The sequence below is a fragment of the Tepidicella xavieri genome (genome assembly GCF_004363315.1).
Taxonomy (GTDB): Bacteria; Pseudomonadota; Gammaproteobacteria; order Burkholderiales; family Burkholderiaceae_C; genus Tepidicella; species Tepidicella xavieri.
This window is the reverse complement of record NZ_SNYL01000003.1, coordinates 261,826-284,032: the sequence shown is the minus strand read 5'-3', so window position 1 is coordinate 284,032 and position 22,207 is coordinate 261,826. Positions and strand designations below refer to the sequence as shown.

21 protein-coding genes and 1 pseudogene are annotated in these 22,207 nt (G+C 67.2%); 7 read left to right on the top strand and 15 right to left on the bottom strand.

Going from position 1 to position 22,207, the window contains the following annotated elements:
• Window positions 1–90: 90 nt before the first annotated feature.
• A pseudogene (locus DFR43_RS04220) lies at window positions 91–378 on the top strand (ParA family protein); the annotation flags it as partial.
• A 97-nt stretch (window positions 379–475) separates the two neighbouring features.
• Window positions 476–2,284: an SLC13 family permease gene (locus DFR43_RS04215; protein WP_133596109.1), complete on the top strand. Its 1,809-nt coding sequence runs from the start codon at window positions 476–478 to the stop codon at window positions 2,282–2,284.
• 3 nt (window positions 2,285–2,287) lie between these two features.
• On the opposite strand, the gene flhC is transcribed toward DFR43_RS04215, so the two are convergent.
• The 3 genes from flhC to DFR43_RS04200 form a co-directional block, all read right to left on the bottom strand.
• Window positions 2,288–2,827: a flagellar transcriptional regulator FlhC gene (gene flhC, locus DFR43_RS04210; RefSeq protein WP_133596108.1), complete on the bottom strand. Its 540-nt coding sequence runs from the start codon at window positions 2,825–2,827 to the stop codon at window positions 2,288–2,290.
• Window positions 2,828–2,869: 42 nt separating this feature from the next.
• A complete protein-coding gene (gene flhD / locus DFR43_RS04205) occupies window positions 2,870–3,232 on the bottom strand; it encodes a flagellar transcriptional regulator FlhD (protein ID WP_133596107.1) in 363 nt (120 codons plus the stop codon).
• Between the two features lie 205 nt (window positions 3,233–3,437).
• Window positions 3,438–4,001: a cob(I)yrinic acid a,c-diamide adenosyltransferase gene (locus DFR43_RS04200; RefSeq protein WP_133596106.1), complete on the bottom strand. Its 564-nt coding sequence runs from the start codon at window positions 3,999–4,001 to the stop codon at window positions 3,438–3,440.
• A 105-nt stretch (window positions 4,002–4,106) separates the two neighbouring features.
• Here DFR43_RS04200 and DFR43_RS04195 point away from each other — a divergent pair, with 105 nt between their 5' ends.
• A complete protein-coding gene (locus DFR43_RS04195) occupies window positions 4,107–5,531 on the top strand; it encodes an FAD-binding oxidoreductase (protein ID WP_133596105.1) in 1,425 nt (474 codons plus the stop codon).
• A gap of 19 nt (window positions 5,532–5,550) precedes the next feature.
• Complete coding sequence (locus DFR43_RS04190; RefSeq protein WP_133596104.1) at window positions 5,551–8,958, top strand: putative bifunctional diguanylate cyclase/phosphodiesterase; 3,408 nt, start codon at window positions 5,551–5,553, stop codon at window positions 8,956–8,958.
• Here DFR43_RS04190 and DFR43_RS04185 read toward each other — a convergent pair.
• The 7 genes from DFR43_RS04185 to mnmG form a co-directional block, all read right to left on the bottom strand.
• On the bottom strand, window positions 8,907–9,674 hold the full coding sequence (locus DFR43_RS04185; RefSeq protein ID WP_133596103.1) for a class I SAM-dependent methyltransferase: 768 nt from the start codon (window positions 9,672–9,674) through the stop codon (window positions 8,907–8,909). The genes DFR43_RS04190 and DFR43_RS04185 overlap by 52 nt on opposite strands.
• A 3-nt stretch (window positions 9,675–9,677) precedes the next feature.
• A complete protein-coding gene (locus tag DFR43_RS04180; RefSeq protein ID WP_133596102.1) occupies window positions 9,678–10,655 on the bottom strand; it encodes a ParB/RepB/Spo0J family partition protein in 978 nt (325 codons plus the stop codon).
• Window positions 10,656–10,685: 30 nt separating this feature from the next.
• The gene (locus DFR43_RS04175; RefSeq protein WP_133596101.1) at window positions 10,686–11,249 is read right to left on the bottom strand and encodes an RBBP9/YdeN family alpha/beta hydrolase; all 564 of its coding nucleotides are present in this window, start codon (window positions 11,247–11,249) and stop codon (window positions 10,686–10,688) included.
• Window positions 11,249–12,019 carry a ParA family protein gene (locus tag DFR43_RS04170; protein WP_133596100.1) on the bottom strand — a complete coding sequence of 257 codons (771 nt, stop codon included), beginning with the start codon at window positions 12,017–12,019 and terminating at the stop codon, window positions 11,249–11,251. The genes DFR43_RS04175 and DFR43_RS04170 overlap by 1 nt, the downstream gene beginning before the upstream one ends.
• Window positions 12,020–12,035: 16 nt before the next feature.
• Complete coding sequence (locus DFR43_RS04165; protein WP_133596099.1) at window positions 12,036–12,650, bottom strand: LysE family transporter; 615 nt, start codon at window positions 12,648–12,650, stop codon at window positions 12,036–12,038.
• 79 nt (window positions 12,651–12,729) lie between these two features.
• On the bottom strand, window positions 12,730–13,422 hold the full coding sequence (rsmG, locus tag DFR43_RS04160; protein WP_133596098.1) for a 16S rRNA (guanine(527)-N(7))-methyltransferase RsmG: 693 nt from the start codon (window positions 13,420–13,422) through the stop codon (window positions 12,730–12,732).
• Complete coding sequence (gene mnmG, locus DFR43_RS04155) at window positions 13,419–15,398, bottom strand: tRNA uridine-5-carboxymethylaminomethyl(34) synthesis enzyme MnmG (RefSeq protein ID WP_133596097.1); 1,980 nt, start codon at window positions 15,396–15,398, stop codon at window positions 13,419–13,421. The genes rsmG and mnmG overlap by 4 nt, the downstream gene beginning before the upstream one ends.
• A 164-nt stretch (window positions 15,399–15,562) precedes the next feature.
• Between mnmG and DFR43_RS04150 the strand changes: the two genes are divergently transcribed.
• Window positions 15,563–16,162, top strand: a complete 600-nt coding sequence (locus DFR43_RS04150) for an NADPH-dependent FMN reductase (protein WP_133596096.1) — start codon at window positions 15,563–15,565, stop codon at window positions 16,160–16,162.
• Window positions 16,159–16,440 carry a YkgJ family cysteine cluster protein gene (locus DFR43_RS13755; RefSeq protein ID WP_245988822.1) on the top strand — a complete coding sequence of 94 codons (282 nt, stop codon included), beginning with the start codon at window positions 16,159–16,161 and terminating at the stop codon, window positions 16,438–16,440. The genes DFR43_RS04150 and DFR43_RS13755 overlap by 4 nt, the downstream gene beginning before the upstream one ends.
• Here DFR43_RS13755 and DFR43_RS04145 read toward each other — a convergent pair.
• Both DFR43_RS04145 and DFR43_RS04140 read right to left on the bottom strand, forming a co-directional pair.
• Entirely contained in the window at window positions 16,377–16,766 is a 390-nt protein-coding gene (locus DFR43_RS04145; RefSeq protein ID WP_133596095.1) for a hypothetical protein, read from the bottom strand. The genes DFR43_RS13755 and DFR43_RS04145 overlap by 64 nt on opposite strands.
• A complete protein-coding gene (locus tag DFR43_RS04140) occupies window positions 16,756–17,640 on the bottom strand; it encodes a lysophospholipid acyltransferase family protein (protein ID WP_164499698.1) in 885 nt (294 codons plus the stop codon). Before DFR43_RS04140 ends, DFR43_RS04145 begins: the two co-directional genes overlap by 11 nt.
• Before the next feature lie 42 nt (window positions 17,641–17,682).
• Here DFR43_RS04140 and DFR43_RS04135 point away from each other — a divergent pair, with 42 nt between their 5' ends.
• The gene (locus DFR43_RS04135; RefSeq protein ID WP_133596093.1) at window positions 17,683–18,819 is read left to right on the top strand and encodes an alkene reductase; all 1,137 of its coding nucleotides are present in this window, start codon (window positions 17,683–17,685) and stop codon (window positions 18,817–18,819) included.
• 22 nt (window positions 18,820–18,841) lie between these two features.
• Here the strand turns inward: DFR43_RS04135 and DFR43_RS04130 are convergent, their stop codons facing one another.
• The 3 genes from DFR43_RS04130 to DFR43_RS04120 all read right to left on the bottom strand — a co-directional run bounded on the left by DFR43_RS04130 (window position 18,842) and on the right by DFR43_RS04120 (window position 22,206).
• Window positions 18,842–20,326: an aldehyde dehydrogenase gene (locus tag DFR43_RS04130; protein WP_133596092.1), complete on the bottom strand. Its 1,485-nt coding sequence runs from the start codon at window positions 20,324–20,326 to the stop codon at window positions 18,842–18,844.
• 108 nt (window positions 20,327–20,434) lie between these two features.
• Window positions 20,435–21,292, bottom strand: a complete 858-nt coding sequence (locus DFR43_RS04125) for an ABC transporter permease (RefSeq protein ID WP_133596091.1) — start codon at window positions 21,290–21,292, stop codon at window positions 20,435–20,437.
• Window positions 21,289–22,206 (bottom strand): ABC transporter permease, encoded by a 918-nt coding sequence (locus DFR43_RS04120; protein ID WP_133596090.1) that lies wholly within the window; start codon window positions 22,204–22,206, stop codon window positions 21,289–21,291. The genes DFR43_RS04125 and DFR43_RS04120 overlap by 4 nt, the downstream gene beginning before the upstream one ends.
• Between the last annotated feature and the right edge of the window lies 1 nt (window position 22,207).

Here is a 22,207-nt window from a genome sequence, read left to right as displayed (position 1 = left end):
AGGGCTGCCAGGGGCTGGAAATGCGGATCCAGCCGGTTGAAAGCCGACGCAGGCAGAGCCTCGGCTGCTTCGATGGGCACTTTTTCAACGGCCTGCTACACCCTGCTGGCCAACGTGCAGGAAATCCGCGCCGACCACAATCCGCATCTGGCCATCAAGGGCATCGTGGTCAACCAGTTCCAGCCCCGCGCCAACCTGCCGCAACGGCTGGTGCAGGAACTGGTGGACGAGGGCCTGCCGGTGCTGGAGCCCTATCTGCCGTCGTCGGTGAAGGTGCGCGAATCGCACCAGCTCTCACGCCCCATGATCCACCTGGAGCCGAAGCACAAGCTCACCCAGGCGCTGCTGGCCGTGCACGCGCGTTTGCACGATCGGTAAAGCCGCCCGAAGTGCAGCCCCAATGGGCTGAGAATGAATAAGTAGATGACTTTTTATTCGTTGGCGTTTTGAGGGGCCGGCGCTATCTTCGGCAGCCATGCTGTCCGAGTCCTATCACGCCCTCGCTGTCGGTCTGGTGCTGGCCGGCCTGTTCGTCGCCTTCATCCGCGAGTGGGTCAAGCCCGATCTGGCCGTGCTCGCGGCCGTGGCCCTGCTGCTGGTGTTGGGGCCGCTGACGCCGGCCAAGGTGCTGGGCGTGTTGGGCAACAGCGCGCCGTTCACCATCGCCTGCCTGTTCGTCATCAGCGCGGCGCTCAGCCGCACCGGCTGCGTGGACTGGCTGGGCGAGCGCATCGCCCAGATGGCCGGCCAGAGCGAGCCGCGTCTGCTGGCCGGCATGCTGCTCATCGGCCTGGTGGTTTCGCCCTTCATGAACAACACGCCGGTGGTGATGGTGATGATTCCGGTGGTGATGAGTCTGGCCAGCCGCTTGACGCTGGCCCCTTCGCGCCTGCTGATCCCGCTGTCCTACGCCACCATCCTGGGCGGTATGGTCACACTGGTGGGCACCTCCACCAACATCCTGGTGGACGGCGTGGCGCGGGATTTCGGGCTGGCGCCCTTTACCCTGTTCGAGATCACGGCGCCGGCCTTGGTGATCGCGCTGGCCGGCTGCGGCTTCATGTTCCTGTTCGCGCGGCGCTGGCTGCCCGCGCGCGAGACACTGACCCAGCAATTCAGCGGCAGCGGCGACCGCCTGTTCATGACCGAGCTGTTCGTGCCTGCGGGCTCGCGCCTCAACGGCCGCACCCTGCGCGAAGCGCATCTGGCCAACGGCACCATCCAGGTGCTCAAGCTGTTCCGGGGCGAGGAGGAATGGAGCGCGCCGCCGCCCGAGACCCGGCTGCAGGCCGGCGACCGGCTGGTGGTGCACACCCGCAGCAGCGCCATGATGGACCTGCGCCAAAGCGACCTGGTGGGGCTGCACGCCGCCCCGGCCCCCGACAGCACGGCACAGGACCTCGAAACCCTGCGCCGGCGCGACGTGGTCATCGTCGAGGCCCTGGTGGGGCAGACCTCGCGCTATGTGCAGCGCCCCATTCGCGACCTGGACCTGGCCGCGCGCTACGGCATCCATTTGATCGCGGTGCACCGCAAAAACGCCTCCATCGGCGACATCGGCGACGACTTCCAGCTCCAGTTCGGCGACGTGCTACTGGTCGAAGGCACGCCGCGGCAAATCCAGCGCTTTTGCGACAACGGCGACCTCTTTGCCATCACCGAAGGCAAGACGGCCGCGCACCGGCGCGACAAGGCCCCCATCGCCGTGGGCGCGCTGGTGGCCGTGATGGGGCTGGCGGCGTTCAACGTCATGCCCATCGAAGGGCTGGCCCTGATCGGGGCGGTGGCCGTGGTGCTGAGCGGCTGCCTCAAGCCGGATGAAGCCTACAAAGCCATCGAGTGGCCGATCCTGATGCTGATCTACGGCATGCTGGCCATCAGCGTGGCCATGCGCGATTCGGGCCTGTCGGCCCTGGCGGCGCAATCGCTGGTGGTCTGGGGCGACGGGCTGTCGCCCTGGCTGGTGCTGTCGCTGGTGATCCTGGCCACCTCCATCGCCACCGAATTCATCAGCAACAACGCGGTGGCGGTGTTGTTCACGCCCATCGTGATCGGGGTGGCGCTGGAGCTGGGGGTGGACCCTCGCCCCTTCGTGGTCGGCGTGATGTTTGCCGCCAGCGCCAGCTTCGCCACGCCCATCGGCTATCAGACCAACACGCTGGTGTACAGCGCCGGCAATTACCGCTTCAGCGATTTTGCCCGGCTCGGCGTGCCCATGAACCTGATCGTGTGGGCCTTGGCCAGCCTGCTCATCCCGCTGTTCTGGCCGTTGCGGGCCGTTTGACGATCAGGCCAGGCGCAGCCCGCCGTCGGCTTTGCCCTTGCCGGCGCGGGCCGGCGGCTTGCACAGGCCGCACACGTAGTGGCGGGCGTTTTCATAGGGGTCGGTCACGAAGTGGCCCCCGCAGCAGGTGCACTTGGTGCGCACCAGCATGCCCGCGTCCATGAACTTGCTCAGGCGCCAGGCGCGGGTAAAACTCAGCAGCGGCTCGATGCCGCAGGTGCGCATCTGCTCCTCGTAGAGCTTGTAGGCCTTCATCACCACGTCGATCGAATCCAGCGCCACGGTCTTGTTGAGGTATTCGGCGATGTTGGCGTACAGCGAGGAATGGATGTTGGGCTGCCAGCTCAGGAACCAGTCGGTGGAAAACGGCAACTGCCCTTTGCTCGGCGACTTGCCCGCCACTTCCTTGTACAGCCGCAGCAGCTTTTCGTACGACAGGCTGGTTTCGCTTTCCAGCACCTGCAAGCGGGCGCCCATGCGGATCAGCGCGACGGCGCGCTCGATGTCCTTGCTTTCGTTGACGATGCTCTTGACGGCGGCCATGGTGAGCTCCTGCGGGTCGGGTAACAGGGGGGGCGAGATTGATTAGGCGGCGGCTTCGGCCAGGCGGCCGGCCATGAGGATGTTGGCGTGCAGGCGCTGGGTGGTGTCGTTGCCCACGCGGTTGGGCGCGTGGCTGCTGGTCAGCAGGCCCCAGACCATCTCGTCGTCGGCGCGGAAACGGCACAGCAGCGTGCTGGTGCTCGACAGCTTGAACACCTGCGCCGGCGAGAGCGTGGCGATCAGGTCGGCCGACTCCTCGCTGATGCCCAGGCGGTACACGGCCTCGGCCTTGTCGGCGCGAATCAGTTGCTGGGCCAGCATGAGGTAGGTCAGGTTGGCCTCACGGATCTGCTCCAGCAGGGCATCGGCAGCGGGGGAGGCGGCGGTGGCGGGGCGGTCGGTCATGTCACTCTCCTGGTCTCTACGCCGCCGTGCGGGGGAACTAGCACGGCTGAAAAAGCGTCGATTCGTTGAAAAGGATTGTGAAATCCGCCCTACAAACCTTGAATCGGAAAACGGCTGTTCCGCGCGTCAGCCTGTCGTGAGGCAGCTTGTCAGGCAAATTCCTACACCGCCCAGGGGGCGCGGCCTGTGCCGGGCAGGGGCAGGGTCAGGCTTCGCCGCGTTGCAGGCGCTCGCTCTTCCAGTACACGTCGTCGCCCCCGTGCAGGCGGTTGAGCACGCGCGCGAGCACGAACATCAGGTCGCTCAGGCGGTTGAGGTACTGGCGCGGCGCGTCGTTGATGGCTTCTTCCTGGCCCAGGGCCACCACGTGGCGCTCGGCCCGCCGCGCCACGGTGCGGCACACGTGGGCCTGCGCCGCCGCCCGCGTGCCGGCCGGCAGGATGAATTCCTGCAGCCGCGGCAGTTGTTCGTTGTACCGTTGCAGCGCCTCGTCCAGCGCGATCACCGCGTCGGGCTTGAGCAGCTCGAAGCCGGGCACGCTCAGCTCGCCCCCCAGGTTGAACAGCTGGTGCTGGATCTCCACCAGCAGCTCGCGCACGTCGGGCGGCATGTCCTCGCACAGCAACAGGCCGATGTGGGAGTTCAGCTCGTCCACGTCGCCCATGGCGTGCACGCGCAGGCTGTTCTTGCTCACGCGCTGGTTGTTGCCCAGGCCGGTGGTGCCGGCGTCGCCCGTGCGGGTGGCGATTTGCGTCAATCGGTTGCCCATGTCTGCTCCAGGAAGGGTTGTAAGGTGATAATCCTTTGATTATGCTGACCCGACACCGCCCTGCCACCCCCCAGGCCGCGGTGAACGCCCCGACGGAGACATGCCATGAACGCCCCCCTGCCCACCCATTTGCTGCCCACGGTGAACGCGCGCGAAGTGCCCGCCGCGTTTCTGGACGCGCTCCAGGCCCGCTTCGGGGCGCAGTGCTCGACGGCGCTGGCGGTGCGCGAACAGCACGGGCGCGACGAGTCGGCCTTCACCCACGTGCCGCCACCGGCGGCGGTGGTGTTTGCCGAGTCCACGGCCGACGTGGCCGATGCCGTGCGGCTGTGCGCGAAGCACCGGGTGCCGGTGATTCCGTTTGGCGTGGGCTCGTCGCTGGAAGGCCACCTGCTGGCGGTGCACGGCGGCATCAGCATCGACGTCAGCCGCATGAACCGGGTGCTGCACATCCATGCCGAGGACCTGACCGCCACCGTGCAGCCCGGCGTGACACGCAAGCAGCTCAATGAGGCCGTCAAAAGCGCCGGCCTCTTTTTCCCCATCGACCCGGGGGCCGACGCCTCCATCGGCGGCATGGCCGCCACGCGGGCCAGCGGCACCAACGCCGTGCGCTACGGCACCATGCGCGAGAACGTGCTGGCGCTGGAGGTGGTCACGGCCCGAGGCGAGGTCATCCGCACCGGCAGCCGGGCCCGCAAATCCAGCGCCGGTTACGACCTCACCCGGCTGTTGGTGGGCAGCGAAGGCACGCTGGGCATCATGACGGAAGTCACCGTGCGGCTGTATCCGCTGCCGGAGGCGATTTCCGCCGCCATCTGCTCTTTCCCGAGCATCGAGGCGGCCGTGCGCACCACCATTGCCATTATCCAGATGGGCATTCCCATCGCGCGTTGCGAACTGCTCGATGGCGGCACCGTGAAAATGGTCAACGCCTATGCCAAGCTGGGCTTGCGCGAGGAGCCCATGCTGCTGATGGAGTTCCACGGCTCGCCCACCGGCGTGCAGGAGCAGGCTGAGTGGGTGCAGGAAATCGCTGGCGAACACGGCGGCCAGGCCTTCGAATGGGCCACGACGCCGGAGGAACGCACCCGCCTGTGGACGGCTCGGCACAACGCCTACTTCGCCGCCATCCAGAGCAAGCCGGGCTGCCGCGCCATTTCCACCGACACCTGTGTGCCCATCAGCCGACTGGCCGACTGCCTGCTCGACTCGGTGGCCGAGGCCGACGCCTCCGGCCTGCCCTATTTCCTCGTCGGCCATGTGGGCGACGGCAACTTCCACTTCGGCTACCTCATCGACCCCGACAACCCCCAGGAGCGACAAACCGCCGAGGCGCTCAATGACCGCTTGGTGCACCGCGCCCTGGCGCTCGAAGGCACCTGCACCGGCGAGCACGGCGTGGGCCTGCACAAGATAGGCTTTCTGCGCGACGAGGCCGGCGAGGGCGCGATCGAGATGATGCGCACCCTCAAGCGCGCGCTCGACCCCGACAACATCCTCAACCCTGGCAAAATTTTCGCCCTCTGACCCCCTGCCCACCCCGACCATGCCCCGCAGCAGCCGCCGGATCCCGCCCTTCGTGAGCAACCGGGGGCAATACGCGCTGACGGTGGTGCTGCTCTATGCCTGCTTTTCGGCGCTGTGGATTTTGCTGTCCGACAAGGCAGTGGACTGGCTGCTGGCCGAGGATTTGCAACAACGGCTCATGGCCCAAACCCTCAAGGGCTGGCTGTTCGTGGCGGTCACGTCCATCCTGCTGTACTTGGCGCTGCTGCGATCCACCCGATCGGCGCCCACTTGGCCGGGTCAGGAACCTGAAGCCGAAACGCCACCGCGCGAAACGCTGCCCTGGCTGGCCATCGGCTTGCTGGCCGTCACCATCGTGGTGGTCACAGGCCTCAACATCCACGACCGCTACCGCGAAAAGCGGCATGACGCGGAAAACCAGTTGCGCGCCATCGGACTGTCCAAGGCCGAGCAAATCGCTGCCTGGCATCGGGAACGCTGGAACGAAGCGTTGGGGGTGCAACACAGCGTCGGGTTGCCGCAATATTGGTTGATGTGGGCCCGCGAAAGCACGCCCCAGGCCCGCCAGGGAGTGCAGGAGCGGCTGCGCCGTATCGCCTTATCAGGACAGTTCGATCGGGTGGAAGTGATCGATGCCGAAGGTCGCGGCATCAATGATCCGGAATTTACGGAACTCTCCAGCGCCGCCGATTTGCTAAGCGGCGTGCGCAAAGCGATAGCTGCTGGGCAGGTCCAGCGCGACGGCCCGCGCCTGGATGCCGACGGCCAGGCGCGGCTGCGCTTTCTGGCCCCCATCGCCCTGAGCTTCGAGCGGCCGGCGGTGGTGGTGATGCACCTGGACCTGCCCCCATATTTCCATCCTGCGCTGAAGGATTGGCCGCTGCCGGGCGAGTCGGCCGAGGCGGTGCTGGTGGCGCAGCGGGGCGAGGAGGTCGTCTTTCTCAGCGCATTGAAGCGCCTGCCGGATGCCGCGCCCCACGTCATTCGCCCGTTGAGCGACCCCTGGCTGCCTTCAGCCCGTGTGCTGCGAGGCGAAGCCGCCCCGGGCGAGATGATGGACGGGCGCGACTATGCGGGGGTGCCGGTCTATGCCATGGTGCTGCCGGTGGGCGACACCGGCTGGTGGTTGCTCGTCAAACAGGACCGCAGCGAGCTCATGGCCGAAGCGGTGCGCGGCGGCCTGACCATCGCCCTGTCGGGCATCCTGGCCCTCTTTGCCCTGGGCGTGGGTGTGTACCTGTATGTGCAGCGGCGGCGGCTGAACTGGTCGGCGCGCCACATCGACGAGCTGCGCGCCGTGCGCGAGCGCCTGCAGGCCAGCGAAGCCCGCTACCGGCTGCTGGCGGAAAACGGCAGCGACGTGGTGTGGCTGCTCGATCTGGCCACCGAGCGGCTGCTCTACATCAGCCCGTCGGTCGAGCGCCACCTGGGCTACACCCCGGAAGAAATGCTCGGCAAAGACCTGGACGACATCCTCACCCCCGAATCGCTTGCTGCGGTGCGCAAACGGCTGCCGGAGCGCCTGCGCGCCTTTGCCGCGGGCGACAAGTCGGCCCGCTCACAGACGGACCGGCTGGAGGAGGTGCATCGCGATGGCCACCGCATCCCGGTCGAGATCGTCTCCACCCTCATCACCGACGCGCAGGGGCAGCCGGTCCAGTTGCAGGGCGTCACCCGCGACATCACCGCCCGCCAGCAAGCCGAGGCCAAGATCCTGCAGCTGTCCCAGGCCATGGAGCAAAGCCCGGCCGGCGTCATCCTGACCGATCTGCAAGGCCGCATCGAATACGTCAATGCGGCCTTCGAGCGCATGAGCGGCTACACACGCCAGGAGGTGCTGGGGCAAAATCCCCGCATTCTGCGTTCGGGCCAAACACCGCACGAGGTGTACGAAGCCATGTGGCGCAGCCTCCATGCCGGCGAAACCTGGCACGGCGAAATCGTCAACCGCCACAAGAGCGGCAAGGATTATGTGCAGGCCGTCACCATCGCGCCGGTGCGCGACCCTTCCGGTCACATCACGCACTACCTGTCGGTGCAGCTCGACATCACGGCCCAGCGCCATGCCGAAGACATGGCGCACCAGCTGTCGTGGTTCGATCTGTTGACCGGGCTGCCCAACCGGCGCCATCTGCTGCGCGAGCTCGCCGAAACCCTGTCGGGTGACCGCCGCAACCATCGCCTCAGCGCCCTGCTGCTGGTCAACATCGACCGCTTCAAAACGCTCAACGACGCGCTGGGCCACGCCGCGGGCGACCGGCTGTTGAAACGGCTGGGCGAGCGTTTCTCGACGCTGATGCGCGCCGGGCTCGTGCTGGCGCACCTGGGCGCCGACGAGTTTGCCTTGCTCATGCACGGCAACGCCGCAGATGAGGACGCCGTTTCCCAGGAAGCGATGCGTCTGGCCGAGGTGGTGCACGACTTGCTCAAGCGCCCTTTCTCACTGCCGGATCGCCCCGACATCAACGTGACAGCCAGCATCGGGGTGACGCTACTGCCCCACCACTTCAGCGACACCCCGAGCGAAGCACTGCGCCGCGCCGACACCGCGCTGCACCGCGCCAAGCACGGCGGCGGCAACCAGACCGCGTTTTTCGACGCCGCCATGGGGCAGGCCGCCGGACGACGCTTCGCGATCGAGCAGGACTTGCGCCGGGGCCTTTCCGCCGGCGAACTGCGGTTGTACCTACAGCCTCAGGCCACCGCCACGGGCGAAGTGGTCAGCGCCGAGGCGCTGGTTCGCTGGGCCCATCCGGAGCAAGGGCTGCTGCCACCCGGCGTCTTCATCCCCGTGGCCGAAGACAGCGGGCTGATTGCCCCGCTCGGGCAATGGGTGCTGCGCGAGGTGTGCCAGCACCTGGGCCAACTGCGCCGCGAGGGCTTGCGCCTGCCCATCGCCGTCAACATCAGCCCGCAGCAGTTCCACCAGACGCGGTTCACGCCAGACCTGCTGGACCTGCTGCAGGCCACTGGCGCCGCCCCGGAGGACCTGATCCTGGAAATCACGGAAAGCGTGGTGGTGGAGCGCATCGACGACGTGATCGAGCGCATGAAGGCGCTGAACCGGCACGGGGTGCGCTTTTCCATCGACGATTTCGGCACGGGCTATTCTTCGCTGTCGTACCTCAAATCGCTGCCCATTCACGAAATCAAGATCGACCGCAGCTTCGTGCAGGACGCGCCGCACGACCAGAGCGATGCCGCGCTGGTGGAGGCCATCCTGTCGGTGGCCCGGCATCTGCAGTTGCGCGTGGTGGCCGAAGGCGTCGAGACCCCGGAGCACGCCGCCTTCTTCCGCAACCACGCCGAGGTGCTGCTGCAAGGCTACCTGTTTGGCCGGCCCGAGCCGGCGGCCGACATGATCGCCCGCTGGCGTCAAGGCAGGCGCTCGCCCTCGACCGGCCCGGCAGGCGGCAGCGGCGCCTGATACAGCCACAGCAGGCGGCCATCCGGGCACGTCCAGCGCAGGGTCGGGGGGCAGCCGGGCACCTCGAATTCGAGGCTGGCCAGCCAAGCCCCGGGACGCAGCTCGCGCCGGGCCTTTTGCGCGGCGCGCGGCATGGTCTCGGGCCGTTGAAACAGGTACACCATGTCGTAGCCAGACCAGTCCGTGGCCCACATGTCGCCGCGGCGCACGCGGGCCGCCGGACAGCGCCAACGGGCCAGCTGCGCCAAGGGGCAACTGCGCTCCACCCCTTCGAGGCGGGCGTCAGGAAAAGCCCGTTCCAACGCCCGCAAGCCATCGCCCAGGCCGGCACCGGCATCCAGGATGCGCGCCATCGGCGGCAGGAACACCTGATCGCGCAGACCATCGAGCGCATCGGGCGGCGTCGGGAACAGCGGCGCATCGCGCCAGGCCAATGGCGGATACAGCAGCAGAAAGACCGCCGCGGGCAGCAACCACACCCAGGCCGGCACCCCAGCGGCGCCGTGGATCAACACCCACGACAGAGGAAAGCCCAGCGCGATCAGCCCGCGCCGCCAGCGGCTATCCCCCCACAGGCTGGCCAGCACGCTGAGGCTGGCCGCCGCCGCGAAGGCCCCAGCCGCGCCGATCCCGAGCGCCAGCAAGCCGGCATACCAGCCCCAGGCGCCGACCCAGACAAACACCGCCGGCAGCGGCCACGGCCAACGCCACCGCATGGTTCAGGCGGTGCCGCGCAGCCGCTCGATCAGGCCATTGAGCTCGTCCAGCGAGCCGAAGTGGATGGCCAGTTCCCCCTGATCTTCCAGCCGGCCATGGCGCTTGACGCGCTTTTTCACCCGCACTTCCACCGTGGCCGTGAGCAGGTCCGACAGTTCCTCCTCCACCCGGCGGATGTCGCGCGATTTTTCCTTCTTCGGTTTCAGCGGCGTGAGCGCAAACTCCGCCCCCAGTTTTTTGACCAGGCCCTCGGCCTCGCGCACCGACAGCCCCTTGGCGCTGATCTGGTGGGCGGCGGTGATCTGGGTGGCCTTGTCGAGCGCCAGCAGCGCGCGGGCATGGCCCATGTCGATGTCGCCGGCCATGAGCATGGTCTGCACCGGCTCGGCCAGGTTGAGCAGACGCAGCAGGTTGCTGGCGGCGCTGCGGGAGCGGCCCACGGCCTGGGCGGCTTGCTCGTGAGTGAGTCCAAACTCACGCACCAGACGTTGCAAGCCTTGGGCTTCTTCGAGCGGGTTGAGGTCTTCGCGCTGGATGTTCTCGATCAAGGCCATGGCTGCGGCGGCCTCGTCGGGCACGTCGCGCACCAGCACGGGCACCGTCTCCAGACCCGCCAGGCGGGCGGCCCGAAAGCGGCGTTCCCCCGCGATGATTTCGTACACCGGGCGCGCCCCCCGGGGGACTTCGGGCAAACCCTGCGCGGCACGCCACTCGGCCAGCCGGCGTTCGCCATCGGCCTCGGCCAGCCGCCGCACGAGGATGGGCTGCATGATGCCCTGGCTGCGTATGCTCTCGGCCAGTTCATACAGCGCGCCCTCGTCCATGCGGGTACGCGGCTGGTAGGCGCCCGGCACCAAATCGGTCAGCGCCAGGGTGGAGGGCTGGTCGCGCTGCGTGGGGTCGGCCGCATCCTCCCCCAGCTTGGGGCCCAACAAAGCTTCCAGGCCCCGGCCCAGGCCTTTGGGTTTTTTGGTGACCATCTCGGTGATTTCCTTCCGTCGATTCAAGCGTTAAGCGGGCCCTGCGGCACCCGCCCCATGCAGCCAGGGCTCGATCCAAGCCCGCCCTTCGGGCCAGTCCCCCAAGCCCGATTCGGCATTGATGTGGCCCCGCGGCCCGATGTCCACCCAGTCGCTGCCCCAGTCCCGCGCCAACGCCTGCGCACGCGCCAGGGTGCAATACGGGTCATTCTGGCTGCCCACCAGGATGGAGGCGAATGGCAAGCGCTCGCGCACGATGGGTCGCCACCCCGGCAACGGCGGCACGGGGCCGTCTTCGGCCTCCACATCGCCCGGGGCCACGAGCAAGGCCCCCCGCACCCGCGCCGTGTGGCGGGACACGCTGGCCCAGGCCGCCACCAGCAGGCAGCCCAGGCTGTGCGCGACCAGCACCACGGGCCGCTGCTGGGCCTGCACCACGTCATCGAGGCGGGCCATCCAGTCGCCCCGCCGGGGCCATTCCCAATCGTGCTGTTGCACGCGGACGTCGCCATGGCGGGCTTCCCACCGGCTCTGCCAGTGGTCGGGGCCGCTGTTGCGCCAGCCCGGCAGTTGGAGCACCACAGGGGTCGCCATCACATCCGCTCGATGCGCGCCACCATCTCGCGCGCGAAGTCCACGAACGCTTTGCTGCCGCGTGCCGCCGGGTCGAACACCACGCCAGGCAAGCCATAGCTCGGCGCCTCGGCCAGGCGCACGTTGCGCGGAATCACGGTGTCGAACACCTTGTCGCCGAAGTGGCCCTTGAGTTGATCGCTGACCTGCTGCTGCAAGGTGATGCGCGGATCGAACATCACGCGCAACAGGCCGATGATCTTCAAATCGCGGTTGAGGTTGGCATGCACCTGCTTGATGGTGTTGACCAAGTCGGACAGCCCTTCCAGCGCGAAATACTCGCATTGCATGGGCACGATCACGCCATGGGCCGCGCACAGCCCGTTGAGGGTGAGCATGCTCAGGGAGGGGGGGCAGTCGATGAGCACGAAATCGTAATCGCCATCCACCTGGGCCAGCGCCTGCTTGAGGCGCTTTTCGCGCTGCGCCAGCTCGACCAGTTCCACCTCGGCGCCCGCCAGTTCCCGGTTGGCTCCAAGCACCCGGTAGCCACACGCTTGCGACGCCACCGCCGCTTCGGCGACCTGGGCCGAACCGAGCAACACGTCATACACCGTCAGGGGCAGATCACGCTTGTTCACCCCGGAGCCCATGGTGGCATTGCCCTGCGGGTCCAGATCGACCATCAGCACGCGCTGCCCGACCTTGGCCAGACCCGCAGCCAGGTTGACGGTGGTGGTGGTCTTGCCGACCCCACCTTTCTGATTGGCGACACAGAAGATTTTTGCCATGACGGACGCGATGGGATCAACGGGAGATGGCCAGCTTGATGCCGAAGCCGATGAGGAAAACGCCGGCCAGCCTGCTGAGGGCCTGGCCCAACCGGGGGCTGGCGTCGAGCCGGCGGGCGAACTGGCGTGTCAGCCACACCACGGTCAAGCCGTACAGCAGGGTCAAGACGGCAATCGTGCAAGCCATGAACGCAAAAGTGAGCAAGCCCAGATGGCGTTGCGGATCCACGAACAAGGGAAAGAAGGCCATGTAGAACACGATGGCCTTGGGGTTGAGCAGCGTAATGGTTAGCGCCTGCCGGAAATAGTGGCGCGGCTTGATGTGGAGCACCGGCGCATCACCGGGTCGGGCCTTGAGCATGAGCACCCCCAGCCAGGCCAGATAGGCAGCACCCAGCCACTGCACCGCATGAAAAGCGGCCGGGTAGGCCACCAGCAGCGCCGCCACCCCCGCCACGGCCAGCCACATGAGCACCTGATCGCCAGCGATCACGCCGAGCGTGGCGGCCACGCCCGCGCGCGCCCCGCCCTGGCCGGTGGAGGTGATGAGGGCCAGATTGCCGGGGCCGGGAATGGCCAGAAACACGATGACGGCAACCACGAAGGCGCCATAGTCGGCGACACCGAACATGATGGAATGATGCTTTCTTCAGAACGATGGCCTGCCGCCACGCCTGGGCGTGAAGCAGCAGCGGTGGCAGGGCTTGAGTTTACGTGCTTTCGCCGCCCGCGTCGGCAACGGCATGCGCGGCCTTGCGCATCCAGACGATGCACCGCTGTGCCTCCAGGCCCGGCACGGTCAATGGTTCCACGTGAAACACGGACACAGCGGGAGGCAGCGCCGCCATTTCTTCATGGGGCACCTTGCCCTTCATGGCCATCCAGACGCCCTGCGGGGCCAGCACGGCGCCCGACCAGTGGACAAAATCGGCCAACGACGCAAAGGCCCGTGACGTCACCACGTCGAACGTCTCGGTCAAGCGCTCGACCCGTGCATGCACCCCGCGCACATTGGGCAATCGCAAGGCCGCGGCCACCTGCTGGACAAACAGGGCTTTTTTGGCCACCGTGTCCACACAGCTGACCTGCACGTCCGGGCAAGCAATGGCCAGCACCACGCCCGGCAACCCGCCACCGGAGCCGACATCCAACAACCGCGCGCCCCCCTGGCTCTGCCCCATGGCGGCCAGTTGCCGCCGCAGCGGCGCCACCACCGCCAGGCTGTCCAGCAGGTGGTGGGTCAGCATCTCGCGCGGGTCGCGCACCGCCGTCAGGTTATAGACGCGGTTCCACCGGGCCAGCCAATCCAGATAGGCAAGCAGAGCCGCCTGCTGCCCGGCATCCAGCGCCAAGCCCAGCGCCGTCAACCCTTCGTGCAACGCATCGGCCAGCGACGCGCTCATGCCGCCACCGCCTGGTCGTCCGCGTCGGCCGCAAAGCCTTTGTACTTGCCCCGGCGCAGGTGGATGAGCAGGAGCGAGATGGCCGCCGGCGTCACGCCCGAAATGCGCGACGCCTGCCCCAAAGTCTCGGGCCGGTGCTTGTTGAGTTTCTGCCGCACCTCGATGCTCAAGGCCGCCACCTGCATGTAATCCAGATCCGGCGGCAGCTTCAGATGCTCGTAGCTGGCCGCCCGCGTCACCTCGTCTTTTTGCCGCTCGATGTAGCCGGCATACTTGGCCGCGATTTCCACCTGCTCGACCACCGGCTCATACAGCGGCCCCAAGGTTTCACGTGAAACCTGCCCGTCGCCACCGGCAAACCGCCCACCCTCCAGCGACATGAGGCCAGCATGGGTCACGCCCGGGCGGCGCAACAAGTCGAACAGGGCGTATTCGTGCTCGATGGGCTTGCCCAGCACCCGCAGGGCCTCGGCCTCCGACAAGATGCGGGGATGGACCCAGGTGGACTTCAAGCGCTCGGTTTCACGTGAAACCGCATCGCGCTTGCGGCAGAACGCGTCCCAGCGGGCATCGTCCACCAAACCCATGCGGCGCCCATGCTCGGTCAGACGCATGTCGGCGTTGTCTTCCCGCAGTTGCAAGCGGTATTCCGCGCGGCTGGTGAACATGCGATAGGGCTCGGTCACGCCTTTGGTGATCAGGTCGTCCACCAGCACGCCGAGGTAGGCCTCGTCGCGGCGCGGCAGCCAGGGCGGCTCACCCTTGGCTTGCAACGCCGCGTTGACGCCGGCGAACAGCCCCTGGGCGGCCGCCTCCTCATAGCCGGTGGTGCCGTTGATCTGGCCGGCGAAGAACAGGCCCTGGATCTGCTTGGTCTCGAACGTGCTCTTGAGCTCGCGCGGGTCGAAGTAGTCGTACTCGATGGCGTAGCCCGGGCGCAGAATGTGTGCGTTTTCCAGCCCGGGTATGCTGCGCACCAGCGCGTACTGGATGTCGAACGGCAAGCTGGTCGAAATGCCGTTCGGGTAAACCTCGTGGGTGGTCAGCCCTTCGGGCTCCAGGAAGATCTGGTGGCTGTCCTTGTCGGCAAAGCGGTTGATCTTGTCTTCCACGCTGGGGCAGTAGCGCGGCCCCACCCCTTCGATCTTGCCCGTGAACATGGGGCTGCGGTCGAAGCCGGAGCGGATGATCTCGTGCGTGCGCTCGTTGGTGTGGGTGATCCAGCAGGGCAACTGGCGCGGGTGCATCTCGGGGCGGCCCATGAAACTGAACACCGGCACCGGACGATCGGCCGTCTCCGAGCCCGGCATGCCATCGCCCGGCTGCTCCGTGCAGCGGGAAAAATCGATGGTGCGGCCATCGATGCGCGGCGGCGTGCCGGTTTTGAGCCGGCCTTGCGGCAGCTTGAGCTCCTTGAGTCGGGCAGACAGGCTGACCGCCGGCGGGTCGCCCGCGCGCCCGCCCGAATAATGGTTCAAGCCCACATGGATGCGCCCGTCCAGGAAGGTGCCCGCGGTCAGCACCACGGCCCGGGCCCGGAAGCGTATGCCCACCTGCGTGACCGCGCCCACCACCCGGTCGCCCTGCACCATCAAGTCATCGACCGCCTGCTGAAACAGCCACAGGTTGGGCTGGTTTTCCAACATGCGCCGTATCGCGGCCTTGTACAGCACCCGATCGGCCTGGGCCCGGGTGGCGCGCACGGCCGGCCCTTTGGAGCCGTTGAGGATGCGGAACTGGATCCCCGCCTCGTCCGTGGCCAGGGCCATCGCCCCGCCGAGGGCATCGACCTCCTTGACCAGATGCCCTTTGCCGATGCCGCCGATGCTGGGGTTGCAGCTCATCTGCCCCAGCGTCTCGATGTTGTGGGTCAGCAGCAGAGTGCGACAGCCCATGCGGGCGCTGGCCAGCGCCGCTTCGGTGCCGGCATGGCCACCGCCGACGACGATGACATCGAATTCCTGGGGATAAAGCATGGACGGATTCCCAACGCCCCTGTCAGGGGCTCCAAAACAAGAAAACCAGCGCCAAAGGCGCCGGTAACTGCTTGATTTTAGAAGATATGAGGGTTTTTACCAAGCCCCGTGCGACAGTGCCCCGAAGCCGGGAGGGCCTTTGGGGATGAGCGACAATCGCGGCCATGAAAAATACCGTCCTCATTTTTGCGGGCAGCACCCGCGCCCAATCCTGGAACCGCCTGTTGGCCCGCGAGGCCGCCGATGCCGCGCGGCAACAAGGCGCCGAAGTCACCCTGCTCGAACTGGGCGACTTCGACGTGCCCATGTACAACGCCGACCTGGAGGCCCGCGGCACCCCGCCCGACGTGGTGCGCCTCAAGGAAATCTTCCACGCCCATCCGGCTTGGGTGATTTGCTCGCCGGAATACAACGGCAGCTACACCGCCTTGCTGAAAAACACCATCGACTGGGTCTCCAGCCCGATCCCGGGCCATCCCGAATGGTCCGATGCCCTGCGGCCTTTCGCGGGCAAGGTGGTGGGGCTGCTGTCGGCTTCTCCCGGCGGGCTGGGCGGCCTGCGCAGCCTGAGCCACCTCACGCCACTGCTGCTCAACCTGCAATGCTGGGTCTCGCCGCGCCAGTTCGCATTGGCCAAGGCCCACGAAGCTTTCGACGCCGAGGGCCGCCTGCCGGCCGGCGCGCCACGCGACGCAGTGGCCGACGTGGTGCGCCAGACGCTCTGGGCCAGTCGCGCCTTCGCTGCCGCCCGCGAAGCGTCGTGAACTGCCGCCCAGGCTGCGGCGCCTGTTGCATCGCGCCCTCCATCAGCAGCCCGCTGCCAGGCGCGCCCCAAGGCAAACCGGCCGGCTTGCCCTGCCCGCATCTGGATGCCGAATACCGCTGCCGCCTGTTTGGCCGGCCGGAGCGCCCGGCGGTCTGCGCTTCGCTGCAACCCCACCCTGGCATGTGCGGCAGCCACCGGGATCACGCCCTGCGCTACCTGAGCGTCCTGGAAGCCGCCACCGCGCCGTCTCCGCCACCGGCGGCGCCAAACGCCTGATCGAACCAAGCGGCAAAAACGGCGTCGCCGCACAAGGTCATTGCCAGGCTGCGCCAGCCATCGGGCTCCTCGGTCACGGCCAGCTCGCCATCCCACGTCCCCCCGTCATCCAAAGGCCCCTGCGGCCCAGGCGCATGGGTCCGCACCCAGTCCCACACGGCCTGGGCTTCCGCCAACAGCTCGTGCCAACGCTCGGGCCGCGCGCTGGCCAGCGCCTCGAACGTCACACTGCCCAGCCCGTCTTCACTGCGCTGGAATTCGAGAAACCGCAAAGGAATGGGATAGACCATGGGTTCCACGTGAAACACCGTGCCTTCAATCGGCATACAGGGGCGGCTCGCCGGGCGGGCGCGTCTTGAAGCGGCGGTGCAGCCAGTGGTATTGCCCAGGCATGGTGCGAATCATCGCTTCCAGCGCCTCGTTCATGCGCCGCGCATCGGCTTCATCGTCGCCGGCCGGGTAATCAACCCAGACCGGCCCCACCTCGACCCGGTAGCCGCCTGAGACCATACGGCAGCAAAACGTAGCCACCGGCACCTTGGCCGCAGCCGCCAGCCGCGGCAACGACGTGACCGTCGCGGCCGGCACGCCAAAGAACGGCACGAAAACGGCATTGCGGGCGCCGAGATCCATGTCGGGCAGCAGGCAGATGGAAGCCCCCTCGCGCAAGCCCTTGAGCAAGGGGCGTATCCCCTCCCGGCGCGACACCAGGCGGGGCGCCCCGAAGCGCTTGCGCCCTTCCTTGATCCAACGGTCGATGCCGGCATGCTCCTGCGGCGCGTAGAAGGTCCACCAGCGCCGCGGCACGTCCAGCGTCAGCCGGGCCCACCCCGCATCCATGGCATAGAAATGGGGCACGAAAAACAGCATCGGCCCCGGCTGCTGCAACACCCCGTGCGGATCGTCGATATCGACCCTCTTGCGAATGCGGCCGATCGGGCCGTGCCACAGCCACACCCGGTCCAGAAAAGACTGGGAAAAATGCTTGAAGGTCTGCCAGGTCCACACCCAACGCTGCCAGGCCCCGGCCTCGGGAAAGCACAGGGCCAGATTGCGCCGGACCACGCGGCGCCGGCGCGGCGCCAGGCACAGCAAAGCGGCACCCATAAGCCAACCCGCTGCGCGAAACACAGGCACAGGCAGGTAGGCCGACGCGCGCAGCCACCAGGGCGCCGGTTGGGGTGAGGGGCGGGCAGACATGGCGTGCCGAATTATGCAGCACGGCTTGGCTATCATCGGGACATGAGCCCTTCCCCGCTTTTCGAACCGCTGCGCGTGGGCGCCTGGACGCTGCCCCACCGCGTCGTCATGGCCCCGCTGACCCGCAACCGCGCCTTTGGCCAGGTACCGACGGCGGCCATGGCCACCTACTACGCCCAGCGCGCCCACCCGCAACACGGCGCCAGCCTCATCATCAGCGAGGCCACGCCCATCAGCCCCGAGGCCCACGGCTATGCCGACACCCCCGGCCTGCACAGCCCGCAGCAGATCCAGGCCTGGCGCGCCGTCACCGACGCCGTGCACCGCGCGGGTGGTCGCATCGTGGTGCAGCTCTGGCATGTGGGGCGCATCTCCCACACCAGCCTACAGCCCCAGGGGCAGGCACCGGTGGCGCCCTCGGCGCTGCGCGCGCAGGCCAAGACCTTCGTGTTCGTGGAGCAGGATGGCCAGCGGCGGGGCGCTTTCGTGGACACCTCGGAGCCACGCGCCTTGCGGCTGGACGAGCTGCCCAGCATCGTCGATGCCTACCGGCAAGCCGCCCTCCATGCGCTGGAGGCCGGCTTCGACGGCGTGGAGGTGCATGGCGCCAACGGCTACCTGCTGGACCAGTTCTTGCGCAACGGCGCCAACCACCGCACCGACGCCTACGGCGGCCCGATCGAGAATCGCGCCCGTCTGCTGGGCGAAGTGATGGCCGCCGTGACCGAGGCCATCGGCGGCGACCGGGTGGGCCTGCGGCTGTCGCCCGTCACCCCGTCCAACGACGCGCACGACGACGACCCCCAACCCCTGTTCGAGCACGTCGTGCGCCAACTGGCCCCGCTCGGCCTGGCCTATTTGCACATCGTCGAAGGGCAGACCGGCGGCGCGCGCGACCACCAGCAGGGGCCCCGGCCCTTCGATTACGCCGCGCTGCGCCAAGCCTACCGGGCAGCGGGTGGCCAGGGCGCCTGGATGGTCAACAACGGCTACACCCGCGAACTGGCCGAGCAGGCGTTGGCCGGCGGCGCCGATCTCGTGGCCTTTGGCCGACCCTTCATCGCCAACCCGGACCTGACCCGGCGCCTGCGCGAAGGCGCGCCGCTGAACACCCCCGACCGCGCCACCTTCTACGGCGGCGACGAGCGGGGCTACACCGACTACCCCGCCCTGCCCTGATCACCCCAGCGCGACTCGCCGCTCACAGCGGCGAGTCGATGCGGATCCAGGTGGTTTTCATTTCGGTGTATTTGTCCAGGGCGTGCAGCGATTTGTCACGCCCCACCCCGCTCTGCTTGAAGCCCCCAAAGGGCACGGTGATGTCGTCTTCGTCGTACTGGTTCACATGCACCGTGCCGGCGCGCAGGGCACGAGCCACGCCATGGGCCTTGTTGATGTCGCGCGTCCAGACGGCGGCCTGCAGGCCGTAGATGCTCTGGTTGGCCTGGCGCACCACGTCGGCCACGTCGGTGAACGACAGCACGCTGAGCACCGGCCCGAAAATCTCCTCGCGCGCAATCGTCATGTCATTGCGCACCCCGTCGAACACCGTCGGCTGCACGTAGCAGCCGCCGGCCACCGGCTGCACCGCCTCGCCGCCAGCGAGCAGCTTGGCCCCCTCAGACTTGCCGGATTCGATGTAGCGCATCACCGTCTGGAGCTGGGTCTGGTCCACCAGCGCCCCCATCACCGTGCTCTTGTCCAGCGGGTTGGCCGGCTGGTAGCGCGGCACCAGGGCCAGGGCTTTTTCCAGGAACGCGTCCTTGATCGACGCCTCCACGAACAGGCGCGAGGGGGCGTTGCAGCTCTCGCCCTGGTTGAAGAAGATACTGCCCACGGCGGCCTCGACCGCGCGGTCGAGATCGGGGCAGTCGGCGAACACGATGTTGGGCGACTTGCCGCCCAGTTCCGTCCAGGCGCGCTTGAGGTTGCTCTGCCCCGCCATCACGTGGATCTGCTTGCCCACCCGGGTGCTGCCGGTAAACGCAATGCAATCCACGTCCATGTGCAGCGCCAGCGGGCTGCCGGCCTCCGGCCCGTAGCCAGGCACCACGTTCAGCACACCGGGGGGAATGCCGGCCTCCAGCGCCAGTTCGGCCAGGCGCAGCGCCGTCAGCGGCGACTTTTCGCTCGGCTTGAGCACCACCGAATTGCCCGCCGCCAAGGCCGGCGCAATCTTCCAGGCCGCCATGATCATCGGGTAATTCCACGGCACGATCACCCCCACCACCCCCAGCGGCTCGCGCGTGATCAGCGCCAGCGCCGTCTCGGGCGTGGGGGCGATCTCGTCATACACCTTGTCCACCGCCTCGCCATACCAGCGAATGCAGTTGGCCGTGCTGTTGACGTCCACCCCCTTGGCGTATCTCACCGGCTTGCCCATGTCCAGCGTCTCGGTCAGGGCCAGTTCGTCGCCATGCGCCAGGATGAGTTCGGCGAACTTGATGAGAACGCGCTTGCGCTGCGCTGGCGCCTTGCCCGCCCAGCGCCGGTCCTCGAACGCGGCGCGCGCCGCCGCCACCGCCGCATCCACATCGGCCTGCCCGCAGCGGGCCACCGGCGTCAGCAGCCGGCCATCTACGGGCGACAAGCAGTCGAACGTCTGGCCATCGCGGGCTGGGACCCGCTGTCCATCGATGAAGGCGCGACCATCGAACTTGAGGGTGGCGGTGGATTCGGTCGTCATGGGCAACACTCCTGTGAACTAGCCATTGGCTGGATGGTAGCGCCGGAAACGCGCCAAAACCCAGCCACTTTGGGGGGGCTCAGCGGGTCCAGACCGCCTGCGCCTGTCTCAAGTGCCCAAGGCCTTGAGCTCCTGGCGCTCGGCCGCGGCCATTTCGCGGGCCCGCTTGCGCGTCGAGCGGGCCACCCACACCGCATAACTGACCACGATCACCGTCACCGTGAGGATGAGCAGCGTGGCCGCGGCGTAGATGGTGGGGTTGATGCCGCGCCGCGCGTAGCCGTAAATCACCTGTGGCAGCGTGTTCACGCCCGGGCCAGACAGGAATTCGGCGATCACCACGTCATCGAACGACAGGGTGAACGACAGCAGGAAGGCCGCCAGAATCGCCTGCGAGATGTTGGGCAGGGTCACCAAGAAGAACACTTGGTGCGGCCGCGCGCCCAGGTCCATCGCCGCCTCCTCCAGGCTGCGGTTCATGTCCTGCAACCGGCTCTGGATCACCACCACGGCAAAAGCCATGCCGAACAGGGTGTGGCCGATGATGATGGTCATCATGCCACGCTGCGGCCAGCCAAAAAAGTTTTGCGAGCCGACGAACAGCAGCAACAGCGACAGGCCGATGATCACCTCGGGCATGACCAACGGCGCACTGACCATGCCCGAAAACAGCGTGCGCCCGAAAAACTTGCGGTAACGCACCAGCACAAAGGCCGCGAATGTGGCCAGCGTCGCCGACAGCACCCCCACCGTGGTGGCCACCTTCAGGGACGTCCAGAACCCTTCGATGATGCGTGTGTCGTTGAATAGGGCCTCGTACCAGCGCAGCGAAAAACCGGTGAACCGGGCATCCTGCCGCGTGCTGTTGAACGAGAACACGATCATGAAGACCAGCGGCAGGTACAGGAAGGCAAAGACGACCGTGAGCCAGAATTTGCCCAGGTGTTTTTCCAGAAACCGCATCATGCCCGGCCTCCTTCCTGTTGCTTGCCCGTGTAGTGGTAGTAGATGGCCAAAGGCACCACGATGAGCAGGATCATCACCACCGCCAGCGCCGTGGCACGCGGCCAGTTGTTGCCCAAAAACATTTCATCCCACACCACGCGGCCGATCATCTGGTTCTGCGGCCCACCCAGCAGCGAGGGAATCACGAACTCGCCCACGCAGGGAATGAACACCAGCATGCAGCCCGCGATGATGCCGGCCTTGGACAGCGGCACCGTGACCAGCCAGAACGCCTTGAACGGCGTGGTGCCCAGGTCGTAAGCGGCCTCCAGCAGGCGGGTGTCCATCTTCACCAGGTTGGCATACAGAGGCAGCACCATGAAGGGCAGGTACACATAAGTCATGCCGACGATCATGGAGATGTCGGTATAGACCATGCGGATGGGCTCGCTGGTCAGGCCGATGGCCATGAAGAACTGGTTGATGATGCCACGGTCGCCCAGCAAGCCGCGCCAGGCATAGACCCGCAACAGAAAAGCGGTCCAGAACGGCAGCATCACCATCAGCAGCAGCACCGGGCGGATGCCTTCGGGCGAGCGGGCGATGAAATACGCAAACGGGTAGCCGATCACCAGACACAGCAGCGCGGTGATGGTCGCGTAGTACACCGAGCGGGCGTAGGCCTCGATGTAGATCGTCTGGAACAGCGGCGCGCCTTCGTGGGTGCGGAAGATGGACAGGTAGTTTTCGTAGCGCAGTTGCAGCACGCCGGTGTCCGGGTCCCACAACGGCTTGAACGGATGGATGTCCGCGCCCTGATCGACGAAGCTGATGTACAGCACGATCAAGAAAGGCAGCAGGAAGAAGGTCAGCAGCCAGGCAAAGGGCACGGCGATGACGAATCGCCGGCCAGGCAGGGTGAGTTTGAGCGCCATG

Excerpts from the sequence above, each read along its gene's own strand:
- DFR43_RS04180 (WP_133596102.1), bottom strand. The coding sequence starts at position 10,655 with ATGGTCACCAAAAAACCCAAAGGCCTGGGCCGGGGCCTGGAAGCTTTG.
- DFR43_RS04215 (WP_133596109.1), top strand. The coding sequence starts at position 476 with ATGCTGTCCGAGTCCTATCACGCCCTCGCTGTCGGTCTGGTGCTGGCC.
- flhD (WP_133596107.1), bottom strand. The coding sequence starts at position 3,232 with ATGACCGACCGCCCCGCCACCGCCGCCTCCCCCGCTGCCGATGCCCTG.
- DFR43_RS04190 (WP_133596104.1), top strand. The coding sequence starts at position 5,551 with ATGCCCCGCAGCAGCCGCCGGATCCCGCCCTTCGTGAGCAACCGGGGG.
- DFR43_RS04145 (WP_133596095.1), bottom strand. The coding sequence starts at position 16,766 with ATGCCGATTGAAGGCACGGTGTTTCACGTGGAACCCATGGTCTATCCC.
- DFR43_RS04175 (WP_133596101.1), bottom strand. The coding sequence starts at position 11,249 with ATGGCGACCCCTGTGGTGCTCCAACTGCCGGGCTGGCGCAACAGCGGC.
- DFR43_RS04135 (WP_133596093.1), top strand. The coding sequence starts at position 17,683 with ATGAGCCCTTCCCCGCTTTTCGAACCGCTGCGCGTGGGCGCCTGGACG.
- flhC (WP_133596108.1), bottom strand. The coding sequence starts at position 2,827 with ATGGCCGCCGTCAAGAGCATCGTCAACGAAAGCAAGGACATCGAGCGC.
- mnmG (WP_133596097.1), bottom strand. The coding sequence starts at position 15,398 with ATGCTTTATCCCCAGGAATTCGATGTCATCGTCGTCGGCGGTGGCCAT.
- DFR43_RS04165 (WP_133596099.1), bottom strand. The coding sequence starts at position 12,650 with ATGTTCGGTGTCGCCGACTATGGCGCCTTCGTGGTTGCCGTCATCGTG.
- DFR43_RS04170 (WP_133596100.1), bottom strand. The coding sequence starts at position 12,019 with ATGGCAAAAATCTTCTGTGTCGCCAATCAGAAAGGTGGGGTCGGCAAG.
- DFR43_RS04125 (WP_133596091.1), bottom strand. The coding sequence starts at position 21,292 with ATGATGCGGTTTCTGGAAAAACACCTGGGCAAATTCTGGCTCACGGTC.
- DFR43_RS04120 (WP_133596090.1), bottom strand. The coding sequence starts at position 22,206 with ATGGCGCTCAAACTCACCCTGCCTGGCCGGCGATTCGTCATCGCCGTG.
- DFR43_RS04150 (WP_133596096.1), top strand. The coding sequence starts at position 15,563 with ATGAAAAATACCGTCCTCATTTTTGCGGGCAGCACCCGCGCCCAATCC.
- rsmG (WP_133596098.1), bottom strand. The coding sequence starts at position 13,422 with ATGAGCGCGTCGCTGGCCGATGCGTTGCACGAAGGGTTGACGGCGCTG.
- DFR43_RS04185 (WP_133596103.1), bottom strand. The coding sequence starts at position 9,674 with ATGCGGTGGCGTTGGCCGTGGCCGCTGCCGGCGGTGTTTGTCTGGGTC.
- DFR43_RS04200 (WP_133596106.1), bottom strand. The coding sequence starts at position 4,001 with ATGGGCAACCGATTGACGCAAATCGCCACCCGCACGGGCGACGCCGGC.
- DFR43_RS04195 (WP_133596105.1), top strand. The coding sequence starts at position 4,107 with ATGAACGCCCCCCTGCCCACCCATTTGCTGCCCACGGTGAACGCGCGC.
- DFR43_RS04130 (WP_133596092.1), bottom strand. The coding sequence starts at position 20,326 with ATGACGACCGAATCCACCGCCACCCTCAAGTTCGATGGTCGCGCCTTC.
- DFR43_RS04140 (WP_164499698.1), bottom strand. The coding sequence starts at position 17,640 with ATGTCTGCCCGCCCCTCACCCCAACCGGCGCCCTGGTGGCTGCGCGCG.